Consider the following 11,847-nt stretch of genomic DNA (forward strand, 5'->3'; position numbering starts at 1 on the left):
GATTTCTAAAAATCTTCCTATTTATGCTCCAACGCTTTCTTTTTCTTTAATACCGTTAATACAGCGATACCAAGTGCACTCATGGAAAGCAGAACAGTAAATAAACCTGTATTTGTTTGATCGCCTGTTTTTGGTGCTTTATCTGTTGTATCAGGTTTTTCTGGCTTATGTGGGTTAACTGGAACTTTTTCTTTTACAGTAACCTTTATCGTCTTTGTTGTAGAAGCGCCTTTACTATCTGTTACTTTATATGTAGCACTATATGTTCCTGCCTTTGATGTATCAACTTCATTCTTTAAGATTTCGATTTTTCTTGTAAGGTCGCCATCTTCCTTATCAAATGCAGTTACATCTTTGAGTGAGTCAAATGTATCACCAACCGTTAGTGTTTTATTCTTTGCGTTGATTGTTGGAACATGATTTAATTCTTCTATTTTGGGATTGACTGTTACATATATTGTCTTTGTTGTAGAAGCACCTTTACTATCTGTTACTTTATATGTAGCGCTATACGTTCCTGCCTTTGATGTATCAACTTCATTCTTTAAGATTTCGATTTTTCTTGTAAGGTCGCCATCTTCCTTATCAAATGCAGTTACATCTTTGAGTGAGTCAAATGTATCACCAACCGTTAGTGTTTTATTCTTTGCGTTGATTGTTGGAACATGATTTAATTCTTCTATTTTGGGATTGACTGTTACATATATTGTCTTTGTTGTAGAAGCACCTTTACTATCTGTTACTTTATATGTAGCACTATATGTTCCTGCCTTTGATGTATCAACTTCATTCTTTAAGATTTCGATTTTTCCTGTAAGGTCGCCATCTTCCTTATCAAATGCAGTTACATCTTTGAGTGGGTTGAATACATCTCCAACAATTAAAGTTTGATTTTTTGCGTCAATTACTGGAATTGCGTTCCATTGCGCATATAGAGTTAAATCAGTTTCAACTATGTCTTTATTAAAATCCCACAGATTTTCTAATGCGGATTCTTTATACCAACCAATAAGTTGATACCCAACTTTTGTTGTTTGAGGTTCAGTGATTTTAGTACCATATTTAACATCATTTAAGTCAGCAACCTCTGTACCACCATTTTCTTCAAAGATTACATCGTAAGCATGAACATTCAAATACCATTCTCTTTGGATTCCATTGGATAAATTAACACTTCGATTATCTACAAAAAATGCAGTATCTGTCGAAGCAAACTGTGATACAGGAGTTGTATCTTGTTTTGTCTGCAAGAATGCATAACTTTGTTCATAAGATTCTTGTGCATTACTTGATGTATAAGAAGCTCCTGTACTAGAAGACACAGTTTTTTCTACTATTAATTTGGCTCCAGCCATAGTTGTTAGATTTCCCGCTGAGTTGAAATTACCTAAGATGGTATTATCTCCCAATAAATCTAAAGTTCCAGTCGTTCCTATTGTAACATTTTGTACGTTATTAAATATTTCTCTTGGACCATTGGTACTCGTTGCACTTCCGTTGTATTCCCTTACATGTTCTAATAATGAACCGTTTGTGATATTTACATTATCAAAATCATGAATAGTTGTAATTGTATTGATTCCTTCGACAACATTCACATTCGCTTTATAACTCTTATCATATTCATTTTTAGTTCCACTTGTTGCCATACGGTTATACAAATCACTGCCGACTGAATCAATATTACGATCAGCTCCTCCACCATATAAATTCACGGTAACTAAACCTTTGACTTGGGCATATTTACCTTGTGTATGAAGTCTTACTCGTGTATTTAAAAGATTGATTGTTACCGCTTTTTGGCTAACTACTTTATTGTCTTCATTTCCTTTTCCACCACCGTATACATTTGGTGTTCCATCTATATTTCTTAAAGTTATCTCTGTAGTTCCATCTACATTAGCCTTTTCTTCACCAGCACCGTAAATATCTCCAAAATTTCCATTCTCATAAGTAATGCTTACATTTCCTTTAACTCCTGCTGATTTAGAATTTGTAAAACTCCCAGACCCTGCACCATAAATAGTCGTATTGTTCTTTGACATATCATAATTTTTGACCGTGATATTCACATTTCCGCCAACATAGGCATCTCCTTTTCTGGCTATACCAGCACCATAAATATTTTTACCACTATCTTTTACAGTGTCATGATTAATCGTAACATTGCCTGTTACAATCGCATTAGCATTGCTTCCATCACCGCCACCATAAATATGTGGTTTGCTTGTTAATTGTGCGTTCTGAATAGTAATATTTGTATTTCCTACTACATTAGCGGGATTTTGGGACTTATAAACACTAAGACCACCACCAAATATTTGTGTACATGTTCCAGTTACGATTACATTGGTATTACCTGTAACATCACTATCAACTCCACCGCCATAAATCTTAGTGACTAATAATGTTCCATTGTTTTCTATATAAGTATTTCCAATAACATCTTCATAATAACCACCACCAAAGATAGCCCCGCTATATTTAGATGTGTCTTCATTTGTTTGAACACCACTTCCAATTACAAGTCTATGTGTATTCGCAACGATAACAAACATAGATAATAAATATTGACTACCACTAGGTTCAACTTCTAACATTAAATTATCCAGTGTTAAATCGCTTTCTAAAGTAATACTAGCAGTATTTTCTTTTGCAGTACTTCCTTTTGCCATTCGCAAAATAGAAGTATCTTTATTTTCTCCAGAAATCGTGATATTGTATGCTGGACTATGCCAATCTTTTGGTAATTGTACTTCTCCTACCAAAATAAAAGAATCTCCATCTTGAGCTTGTGTCATAGCGTCAGTAAAGGATAATGCATTTTCTGCACTTTCTCCATTTGCAAGTCCAACACTTTGTTGAGCAACATAAATAACACTATCACTTAATGCAAGTTCTTCATTTACAATTTTATTGTTCTTCTCAATCATTTCGCTATCTGACGAAATAATATCTGGTTCTGTACTCAATATATTGTTATCCGTTGTTTCATTAACGTTTTCTTGTTCTGTTTCATTTTGCACATTATCTTTTGCATAAACAATAGCATAAGAACCACTAAAAACTGTGGACAAAACTAAACTTATTACAAGCATGATTGACATTCTCCATTTAATTTTAGCTTTCATTTTTTCTACTCCTTTCTTGACTATTCTCAAAAAGTACACCTTTTGCAAAATGCATAATCTGCCAGTCACAGTAAAAAATAACATCTTCAAGGCTGTTTAAAACGATAAAATCATTGAAAAACAGAGTATTTTAAACTATAATATAGATGATATAGTAGACTATTAAAAGGTGTACTTTTTGATAGTTTAGAGCAAATTACCTTTTCTGTAATAGGCGATATTCCCTTAATTTTCGATAGAATGTAGCTTCGCTCATTTTGCATACATCTAAGACTTCTGACAGAGGAAGTCTTTTCTTTTCCCATTCATGAACAAGTTCTCCAAAATTTTTCGGAAGCCTGATTTCTGGTCTGCCAAATTTTATGCCTTTTGCTTTTGCCACCGCTATTCCTTGTGCCTGTCTTTTTCTGATGTTCTCACGCTCATTTTGCGCTACAAACGAAAGTATCTGTAATACGAGGTCGGCAATGAATGTCCCCATTAAATCTTTACCGTTTCTGGTATCTAGTAAGGGCATATCTATAACGCATATATCAATTCCTTTTTCTTTTGTCAGTATTCGCCATTGTTCCTGTATTTCAAGATAGTTTCTGCCTAAGCGGTCAATACTTAAAATATAGAGTAAATCACCCTGTTTTAGCTTTCTCACGAGCTTTTTGTATTGCGGACGTTCAAAACTTTTTCCCGACTGCTTGTCTATGTAGATATTCTTAGAAATCACATTCCTTTTTGATAGTTCAACAATCTGTCGTCCTTCATTCTGGTCTATACTTGAAACTCGTACATATCCATAAATCTTTGCCATTCTTTATCACTCCTCCTTTGTCATGGATATAGTGAAATATCATAAACAAAAAAAGCACCTTACTGTAAAAGTAAAATGCTTCATTTGAAAAATATTTTGTTGTCTTATTTGTGTTCCATTTTTCCGTTGAGAAGATATGACTTATTCCATAACTTGTAAAGAGTGCTGACGCATTGCATTGCAAACAGCTCTTGACAAGCTATGAGTGAAGTCGTTGATAAACGAACAAGCATCAATGAGATAGTCTGTTGTTTCACTACATAGAAAAAAGACGCTCTGTTTCAAGCGTCGTTCTTCTATAACTCTGTATTTCTCTTTATAAGTCGTTACACAAGGCTCTTTCATTTGTTGTAATTTTCCTTGTTTTCTTTTTGTTGTTTTGTTGATAAATATTGTATTTATGCAGTTTTTCTCAATTTTGTAGCCTTTTTTTGCATAAAAAAGTTTGAATCACATATGTTGATGTAGGAGGGTTGAATATGGATAATAGTTTACATTTTGAACAGACGCCTTATCATCATGTGTGTTTAAAAGATCGTAAGAGTTTAGAGTTAACGGGTGTTAAGAAGATAGAAAGTTTTGATGCTTATGAATTTTTGATTGAAACATCACTTGGTTATTTAAATATTACAGGAAGTGAGTTGACATTGGTACGTTTGGATCAAGATCAAAATGAAGTCAGTATTCGTGGTAATATTGATAGTATTTCATATGTGTCTGATAAGAAAAAGCAACATCCTAAAGAAAAAATGTTTAATAAACTCTTGAAATAATGTCATTAATTATACAGTTTCAATGTCTTGTCTATTCTTTTTTGTTTGGTTTTGTGATGACAGGTGTTTATCATATCATTAATCGTTTTTTATATGGTATACCTTTATGGATAAGATATTTTTTACAATGTTTGATAGGGAGTGTCTTTGGAGTTTTATATTTTGCTGGATTAGTCTTTTTCAATGAAGGTGTTTTGAGGGGTTGCTTTTTTATTTTTATATTTCTTGGCTATTTGATGTATAGTCGTTATTATGCTTACTATCTTTTGTATGGCTTAGAGAAAATTGTACGTATTTTCAAAAGAATATTCTCACCTTTTATCTTCTTTTTTCGTTATATTAATGGTATAATACAAAAAAGAATAGGAAGGATGAAGAAAAATGGCAAAAAAGAAAACACCAAGATATAAAAAACTCTTAGGCTTTGTCTATATTGGTATTTCTGCTTTGCTGATCTATACATTAGGAGTGAATGCTTATCGTGTCATAGGACAAAAACAGCAACTTGCTCAATTAGAAGAAAGAAAGGCAGAATTGGAAAAGGAAAAGCAAGAATTATCTGAAGAAGTTGAACTTTTAACGGATGATGATTATGTTGCCAGATACGCAAGAGAGCAATATATTTTTCCTGATGATGACGAAGAGGTTATTAAATTACCAGAAACAAAGAAATAAGCTCGGGCTTATTTTTTTGTCTTATCAAAGGAGGTTAGAAGATGTTTGTGTCATTTTGTTTTCCAATGAAAACATTGCAACGTGAACGTGAAATTACTGTTTATTTGCCCGATGATTATTACCAAAAAAGCAAGGATTATCCTGTGCTTTATATTCAGGATGGACAAAATGCTTTTTTTGATTATACATCATATAGTGGTGTAAGCTGGGGCTTTTTAGAATATGTGAAAGCAACAAAGATGGATATCATTTTGGTTGCTTTGCCATGTAATGAGGAAGGCTTTAAACGTATGGATGAATATGGACCTTGGCCTATTCATGAAGTGCTCTCTTATCAGGAAACACAACAAAAAGGAATGATTATAGGAGGCGAGGGAAAGGAATATATCAATTGGCTTAAAGATGAATTAAAGCCTTATATTGATCGACGTTTTCGTACGCAAAAGGATAATACAGGAATTGTAGGAAGCTCTATGGGAGCTGTTATTAGTGCTTATGCAGCTTTTCAATATCCACAAGTTTTTAAAAAATGTGCCGCTTTATCAACAGCCTTCTGGTTTTATGTTGATGAATTTATAGATATCATTGAAAATCAGCAATATGACCAAGATAATCGTTTTTATTTGGATTTAGGTGAATTTGAAAGTGGTGATGATCGTGTCATCAATCAATGGTACATTGAAAGTAATCAGGAGATTTATGAGCATTTAGAACCTAAAGTTGAACATTTACAGGTTCATTATTTTGAAGGAGCGCATCATAATGAAAGCGAGTGGCGTCAAAGAGTTCCTTTATTTATGTCATTTTTGTATGAGGAGGATGAATTATGTATCGAATGATTTTATCGGATTTAGATGAAACATTATTAGTCAATCATCATGTGCCATCATGTAATCAAAAAGCAATCCAAAAGATGAAGAATGTCCGTTTTGTTCCTGCAACTGGACGTTCATTTGGCATGATTGAAGAAATTTTAAAGGAAATAGGAACAAGTCAAAAGGCTGATGAATATTCTATTTGTTTTAATGGTGGTTTGATTGTTGAAAATAAGGATGCCAGAATTTTATCTTTTCATGGTTTGTCTTTTCAAGAAGCAAAGTTGCTTTTTGATTTAGGTGAAAAATATGATGTTTGTGTTATGATTTTTACTTTGGATCATTGTTATATATTTAAGGCGGATCCTAGTGAAGTTGCTAGAAAAACAGCTCAAAAAGCAGCGTTTACTGTGATTGATGAATATAATATGGATTTTTTGAAAGATGAAAAAATTGCTAAATTTTTATATGTAAAACCTGATATGGATTATCTTCAAAACATTGAAAAAGATTTACCTGAAACGATTAAGTGTCAATTTGCCATGAGTTATTCATCTTATCGTTATTTGGAATTTAATCCTTTAGGAGTCAGCAAAGGGGCTGCTTTAAAATGGTTGGCTGATTATTTACATATAGATATTAAAGATGTTATTGCAGTGGGAGATAATTATAATGATGTTTCAATGATTGAAGCAGCAGGTCTGGGTATATGTGTGGCTGGAGCGAACGAGGATATTCAGTCATTGAGTGATTATGTGACAACTGTAGATTTTGATCAAGGAGCTGTTAAGGAAGTTATTGAAAAATTTATATTGGAGGAGTAGAGGACTATGAAATACAAAGTCATTGCGAGTGATATGGATGAAACATTGTTAAATGATCAACATGTGATTTGTCAAAGAAATATTGATTTAATTCGTCAAGCCAAGGAAAAAGGAGTTAAGTTTGTACCAGCAACAGGACGTGGTTTTATGTCTATTCAACGTGATTTGAAATTGTTGGGGTTATATGATGTTGCTAAGGAATATGTTATTTCTTTTAATGGTGGAGCTTTAACTGAAAATAAAGATAATCATTTATTGTATTTTGAAGGATTGTCTTTTGAAAAGACGAAGGAAATTTTTGAATTTGGATTAAAACAGGATGTTTGTCAACATATTTATACAAAAGATAAGGTTTATGTTTTTAATTTATCCCAATCAGAAGCTAAACGTATTCAAGAACAACAGGTTGAATGTGAAATTATGACAGAAAATTCAATGGATTTTTTAAAGGATGAACCGATTTCTAAGATCTTGTTTCAAAATACAGATGTTCCTTATTTAATGAGTTTGGAACCACAAATGAAATATATTACAGAAGGTATGTGTGCTGTTAGTTATTCTTCTAATCGTTATATGGAATTTAATAAGATTGGTGTCGATAAAGGTCAAGGATTGAAACATTTGGCACAGATTATTGGAGTGGATTTGTCTGAATGTATTGCTGTGGGTGATAATTATAATGATTTGCCAATGTTGGAAGTAGCTGGTTTATCAGTAGCTGCAGGAAATGCTGTTGAAGATGTGAAAAAAGTTTGTGATGTTGTGACAAAAGCTGATAATAATGAAGGTGTGATTGCTGAAATTATTGAAAGGTTTATTCTCTAATGGATTTTAAAACAATTATTAATCGTGAGCGCCAACAGCCTTATTATCAACAATTAGAAGCCTTTGTTAATCATGAATATCAGATACATACTGTTTATCCTCCACGTCAACGTATTTTTCACTGTTTTAATTTTAAAGATTATGAAGATATTAAAGTTGTGATTATTGGACAAGATCCTTATCATGAAGAAAATCAAGCTAATGGATTGGCTTTTAGTGTCGCAAAAGGTGTGCAAATTCCACCAAGTCTTGTCAATATTTATAAAGAAGCACATGATGATGTTGGTATTGATATTCCACGTCATGGTGATTTGTCATCATGGGCCAATCAAGGCGTTTTATTGTTAAATACTGTTTTAACAGTTCAAGCCCATCGTGCGAATTCACATAAGGAAAAAGGATGGGAGATTTTTACAAATCATATTATTGAAGATATGAATCAAAGAGAAAAACCATTAGTTTTTATTTTATGGGGTAGACAAGCCATTGATAAAGCAAAGATGATTGATCAAACAAAACATTGCGTGATTACAAGTCCACATCCTTCACCTTTATCAGCTTATCGTGGTTTCTTTGGTTCTAAGCCTTTTTCTAAAACAAATCAATTTTTAATCAGTCAGGGAATAGAACCGATAGATTGGAGGATTCGATGATGTTTAAGGATGTTAATGAAGCAATTGCTTATATAGAATCAAAAAGAAACAAAAGACCTATTGATGCTTTTAGAGATACTTTGAATAAATGTCATATTTTAATGAAACAGAAAAATATGATTCATATTGCTGGAACTAATGGAAAAGGTTCAACAGTGAATTATTTACGTAGTATACTCAATGCCCATGGTTATAAAGTAGGAACGTTTACTTCACCTTATTTGATTAGTCATAATGATCGTATTCGTGTGGATGATGTCCCTATTAGTGATGAAGATTTATTGAAATATGTTAATCAGTATTATGCTATTATTGAAGAAGATGAATTGTCAATGTTTGAAATTGATGTGTTAATTATGTTGGCGTATTTTCAATCACTTGATTTAGATTATCGTATTATTGAAACGGGTATTGGAGGATTGAATGATAAAACAAATGTTATTGATTCAATTGTTAGTGCTATTACAAATATTGGTTTGGATCATCAAAAACAACTTGGTGATATTTATGATATTATTAATGAAAAAATGGGTATCATTAAACCCCACCAAATGTTTATTACTAGTGAAACCAAAGGAACAATTCTCGCACGTTTTCAAGAACAATGTGATGCTATGGGGGCTGTGATGTATGTGGTGCCTGAATATCAGGTTTCTCGTTATCCATTCCATTTTAGATATCGTGATATGGCCTTTACTTTAGAAAATCAAGGCATTTATCAGGTGACAAATGCTCGTCTTGCTTTAACTATTGCTTCTAAATTGATAAAGCTTGATCCACTCAAAACGCAACCGGCGATTGAAGATGCCTCTTGGAAAGGGCGTTACGAAACACTGACCTATCAAGATGTTACTGTCGATATCGATGGAGCACATAATATGCCAGGCATTAAAGCTTTGCTTCAAACTTTAAGAGTAAAAAAGAAAAAGATGTTGCTATTATTTTTTCTTGTTTAAATGATCGTGATGTAGATGAAATGTTAGATGCTATGTTGAAAGCGGGTTATCCAGTGTATTTAACAACTTTTCAAGATGAAAGGGCGATAGATTTATCGACAATTGAACCACGTCCACAGTTAATTGTTGTTAATAGTTATATTGAAGCCATGCAGACAGCATATATTAAAAAACAACATATTGTTGTGACAGGATCATTACATTTTATTTCAAAAGTTAGAAAGTATTTAATTGATTTACAAAATTCAAATACAAAAAAATAATGAAAAAACCAATCGGGAGTCTATGACTCTTTGATTGGTTTTTTAGCTAACGGATATTGAAATTGATAGGTTCATCAAATTCGGCCCAGTCAAAATAAACAAATTGAAAAATATAAAATTTCTGATTTTTAGGATCACGTACGACAAAGTGATCTCGACCGACTTGTTCAATGGTTCCTTTGTAGATACGATCACGCCAGTCTTCACTGCCTGTATAAGTGAAATAAAAAGTACCAAGTTTTCCAATGTTTAAACGTAAAATGTTTTCTAAATAAGTTTGTTCAGAAATTGGGGTAGGTAATGATGAGGTTTGACCTCCGGGAATGATTGTTTGATTGTTTGTGTCCATAGATCCTCCTATAAGTCACATCTTAATTTAGCACCTGGGGTGTAGAAACAATGATTTTTATAACGTCCACTCAATTCACCATAAAATTGTTGGGGACAGGTGACATTGCTGCCAGGATTTTTAAACCAGAGTGCATTTGTTGCTGGTTCAATGCGATAACCATCAATATTACGTAAAGCGAGTTCTTTTTCTTTAGCATTAACAGGTTGATTGAACAGGGGTTGGTTGACACCGGCAAAGGCATTTTTTGATAAACCACTTCTGAAATGGTACGCGTGTTTTTGAAAACATCACAGTTAGCAACAACACGATTGACAATGACATTGCCGACCATCAGCATCCCTTCTTCGCCTTCTCCTAAAGCCTCCGCTTTCATAATACGGGCCAGTAATTCAATATCAGAATCATTGTATAAGATTCTTGGGGACATTGTGATCACCTCTCTTTACTATATGAAAAAAATAGAAAAGTTGCTTCAAATCAAAAAATATTGATAACTTCAATGATATTTGAAAATGCATAAAAACAGTCAAAAATTTTTCATGAAAATTGACATGAAGTAGTATTTTTTAAAAGAGATTGTGATAGAATAGATATATAGGTAAGCACTTTCATAATCACAATTGAGGAGGAAAAATTATGGGAAAAGAAATTGTTGCGATGATTTTAGCTGGAGGACGTGGTACACGTCTTGAAGCCTTAACTGCAAAAGTAGCGAAACCGCTGTACATTTTGGAGGAAAGTATAGAATTATAGACTTTCCTTTAAGTAATTGTGCTAACTCTGGTATTGATGTTGTTGGAGTTTTGACACAATATGAATCAGTTCTATTAGGAACATACGTTGGTGCTGGAACAAAGTGGGGACTTGATGGAAATAACTCACTAGCTGCAATCTTACCAGCACGTGAAAGAGGTGGCGTTGGAGCAACTTGGTATGCTGGAACAGCCGATGCCATTTATCAAAATATCAGCTTCTTAGATCAATACGATCCTGAATATGTTTTAATCCTATCAGGAGACCATATTTATAAGATGGATTATGCTGAAATGTTAGCGGCACATAAAGAAAAAGGTGCTGATTTAACAGTTGCTGTATTAAATGTTTCGTTAAAAGAAGCAAGTCGTTTTGGTATTATGAATACAAATAAAGACGGAACGATTTATGAATTTGAAGAAAAACCAGCAAATCCTAAATCTACACTTGCATCTATGGGGATTTATATCTTTACTTATAAAGAATTAAGAAAATACTTAATTGCTGATGCTGAAGATGAAAACAGTAAACGTGACTTTGGTATGAATATCATTCCAATGATGTTAGCTGACAATAAGAAATTATATGCTTATGAATTTGCTGGATATTGGAAAGATGTTGGAACTGTTGAAAGTTTATGGCAAGCGAATATGGACTTGTTAGATGATAAAGAATTAGATCTTTATAACATTAAAAAAGATTGGAAAATCTATACTGAAGATACATTGAGTAAACCTCAAATTATTGGTGAAAAAGCATCAATTAAACATTCACTTGTCACTCAAGGATGTATTGTTAATGGTGAAGTAGAAGGTTCTGTTTTATTCAACAATGTATATATTGGTGAAGGTGCAAAAGTTGTTGATTCAGTCTTAATGCCAGGTGTATTGGTAGAAGAAGGAGCCCAAATCTATAAAGCTATTATTGATGAAGGTGTTGTGGTGAAATCAAGTGAAGTTATTAATAAAGACGCTAAAGAAGTGAAACTTGTCAGTGACAATGCATAATAAGAGGGGGTTAAC

The 11,847-nt window shown here is 32.9% G+C and carries 14 protein-coding genes and 1 pseudogene; 11 read left to right on the forward strand and 4 right to left on the reverse strand.

Annotated elements, in window-relative coordinates:
- Positions 1–17: 17 nt before the first annotated feature.
- Entirely contained in the window at positions 18–3,131 is a 3,114-nt protein-coding gene (locus NMU03_RS09335; RefSeq protein WP_290137851.1) for an immunoglobulin-like domain-containing protein, read from the reverse strand.
- A 196-nt stretch (positions 3,132–3,327) separates the two neighbouring features.
- Positions 3,328–3,936 carry a recombinase family protein gene (locus NMU03_RS09340; protein ID WP_290137853.1) on the reverse strand — a complete coding sequence of 203 codons (609 nt, stop codon included), beginning with the start codon at positions 3,934–3,936 and terminating at the stop codon, positions 3,328–3,330.
- 479 nt (positions 3,937–4,415) lie between these two features.
- On the opposite strand from NMU03_RS09340, the gene yabP reads away from it, so the two are divergent.
- Genes yabP through NMU03_RS09380 form a run of 9 tightly spaced genes read left to right on the forward strand, consistent with a single transcriptional unit; the run spans position 4,416 to position 9,720 of the window.
- Positions 4,416–4,709 carry a sporulation protein YabP gene (gene yabP / locus NMU03_RS09345; protein WP_087244315.1) on the forward strand — a complete coding sequence of 98 codons (294 nt, stop codon included), beginning with the start codon at positions 4,416–4,418 and terminating at the stop codon, positions 4,707–4,709.
- A 56-nt stretch (positions 4,710–4,765) separates the two neighbouring features.
- Positions 4,766–5,119, forward strand: a complete 354-nt coding sequence (locus tag NMU03_RS17655) for a hypothetical protein (RefSeq protein ID WP_353956692.1) — start codon at positions 4,766–4,768, stop codon at positions 5,117–5,119.
- A complete protein-coding gene (locus NMU03_RS09350; protein ID WP_290137855.1) occupies positions 5,091–5,384 on the forward strand; it encodes an FtsB family cell division protein in 294 nt (97 codons plus the stop codon). The genes NMU03_RS17655 and NMU03_RS09350 overlap by 29 nt, the downstream gene beginning before the upstream one ends.
- 41 nt (positions 5,385–5,425) lie before the next feature.
- A complete protein-coding gene (locus tag NMU03_RS09355; protein ID WP_290137857.1) occupies positions 5,426–6,223 on the forward strand; it encodes an alpha/beta hydrolase in 798 nt (265 codons plus the stop codon).
- Complete coding sequence (locus NMU03_RS09360; protein ID WP_290137858.1) at positions 6,211–7,023, forward strand: Cof-type HAD-IIB family hydrolase; 813 nt, start codon at positions 6,211–6,213, stop codon at positions 7,021–7,023. The genes NMU03_RS09355 and NMU03_RS09360 overlap by 13 nt, the downstream gene beginning before the upstream one ends.
- A 6-nt stretch (positions 7,024–7,029) precedes the next feature.
- Positions 7,030–7,848 carry a Cof-type HAD-IIB family hydrolase gene (locus NMU03_RS09365; RefSeq protein WP_290137860.1) on the forward strand — a complete coding sequence of 273 codons (819 nt, stop codon included), beginning with the start codon at positions 7,030–7,032 and terminating at the stop codon, positions 7,846–7,848.
- Positions 7,848–8,501: a uracil-DNA glycosylase gene (locus NMU03_RS09370; protein WP_290137862.1), complete on the forward strand. Its 654-nt coding sequence runs from the start codon at positions 7,848–7,850 to the stop codon at positions 8,499–8,501. The genes NMU03_RS09365 and NMU03_RS09370 overlap by 1 nt, the downstream gene beginning before the upstream one ends.
- Entirely contained in the window at positions 8,501–9,457 is a 957-nt protein-coding gene (locus NMU03_RS09375) for a bifunctional folylpolyglutamate synthase/dihydrofolate synthase (RefSeq protein WP_290137864.1), read from the forward strand. The genes NMU03_RS09370 and NMU03_RS09375 overlap by 1 nt, the downstream gene beginning before the upstream one ends.
- Positions 9,458–9,477: 20 nt before the next feature.
- The gene (locus NMU03_RS09380; RefSeq protein WP_290137866.1) at positions 9,478–9,720 is read left to right on the forward strand and encodes a hypothetical protein; all 243 of its coding nucleotides are present in this window, start codon (positions 9,478–9,480) and stop codon (positions 9,718–9,720) included.
- A gap of 46 nt (positions 9,721–9,766) precedes the next feature.
- Here NMU03_RS09380 and gerQ read toward each other — a convergent pair whose 3' ends face one another.
- Positions 9,767–10,069 (reverse strand): spore coat protein GerQ, encoded by a 303-nt coding sequence (gerQ, locus tag NMU03_RS09385; protein ID WP_290137868.1) that lies wholly within the window; start codon positions 10,067–10,069, stop codon positions 9,767–9,769.
- Between the two features lie 70 nt (positions 10,070–10,139).
- On the reverse strand, positions 10,140–10,499 hold the full coding sequence (locus NMU03_RS17660) for a cell wall hydrolase (protein ID WP_353956608.1): 360 nt from the start codon (positions 10,497–10,499) through the stop codon (positions 10,140–10,142).
- Between the two features lie 209 nt (positions 10,500–10,708).
- On the opposite strand from NMU03_RS17660, the gene NMU03_RS09395 reads away from it, so the two are divergent.
- Both NMU03_RS09395 and NMU03_RS09400 read left to right on the forward strand, forming a co-directional pair.
- Positions 10,709–10,825 (forward strand): sugar phosphate nucleotidyltransferase, encoded by a 117-nt coding sequence (locus tag NMU03_RS09395; protein WP_290137869.1) that lies wholly within the window; start codon positions 10,709–10,711, stop codon positions 10,823–10,825.
- Positions 10,787–11,832: pseudogene (locus NMU03_RS09400) on the forward strand (glucose-1-phosphate adenylyltransferase); the annotation flags it as partial. The gene NMU03_RS09395 and the pseudogene NMU03_RS09400, both read left to right, overlap by 39 nt.
- Between the last annotated feature and the right edge of the window lie 15 nt (positions 11,833–11,847).

Source organism: Allocoprobacillus halotolerans (assembly GCF_024399475.1).
In the GTDB taxonomy this organism is placed as follows: Bacteria; Bacillota_I; Bacilli_A; order Erysipelotrichales; family Coprobacillaceae; genus Allocoprobacillus; species Allocoprobacillus halotolerans.

Bases quoted from the DNA above. Each gene is read 5' to 3' on its own strand.
- NMU03_RS09335 (WP_290137851.1), bottom strand. From the start codon at position 3,131: ATGAAAGCTAAAATTAAATGGAGAATGTCAATCATGCTTGTAATAAGT.
- NMU03_RS09340 (WP_290137853.1), bottom strand. From the start codon at position 3,936: ATGGCAAAGATTTATGGATATGTACGAGTTTCAAGTATAGACCAGAAT.
- yabP (WP_087244315.1), top strand. From the start codon at position 4,416: ATGGATAATAGTTTACATTTTGAACAGACGCCTTATCATCATGTGTGT.
- NMU03_RS17655 (WP_353956692.1), top strand. From the start codon at position 4,766: ATGACAGGTGTTTATCATATCATTAATCGTTTTTTATATGGTATACCT.
- NMU03_RS09350 (WP_290137855.1), top strand. From the start codon at position 5,091: ATGGCAAAAAAGAAAACACCAAGATATAAAAAACTCTTAGGCTTTGTC.
- NMU03_RS09355 (WP_290137857.1), top strand. From the start codon at position 5,426: ATGTTTGTGTCATTTTGTTTTCCAATGAAAACATTGCAACGTGAACGT.
- NMU03_RS09360 (WP_290137858.1), top strand. From the start codon at position 6,211: ATGTATCGAATGATTTTATCGGATTTAGATGAAACATTATTAGTCAAT.
- NMU03_RS09365 (WP_290137860.1), top strand. From the start codon at position 7,030: ATGAAATACAAAGTCATTGCGAGTGATATGGATGAAACATTGTTAAAT.
- NMU03_RS09370 (WP_290137862.1), top strand. From the start codon at position 7,848: ATGGATTTTAAAACAATTATTAATCGTGAGCGCCAACAGCCTTATTAT.
- NMU03_RS09375 (WP_290137864.1), top strand. From the start codon at position 8,501: ATGTTTAAGGATGTTAATGAAGCAATTGCTTATATAGAATCAAAAAGA.
- NMU03_RS09380 (WP_290137866.1), top strand. From the start codon at position 9,478: ATGTTAGATGCTATGTTGAAAGCGGGTTATCCAGTGTATTTAACAACT.
- gerQ (WP_290137868.1), bottom strand. From the start codon at position 10,069: ATGGACACAAACAATCAAACAATCATTCCCGGAGGTCAAACCTCATCA.
- NMU03_RS17660 (WP_353956608.1), bottom strand. From the start codon at position 10,499: ATGTCCCCAAGAATCTTATACAATGATTCTGATATTGAATTACTGGCC.
- NMU03_RS09395 (WP_290137869.1), top strand. From the start codon at position 10,709: ATGGGAAAAGAAATTGTTGCGATGATTTTAGCTGGAGGACGTGGTACA.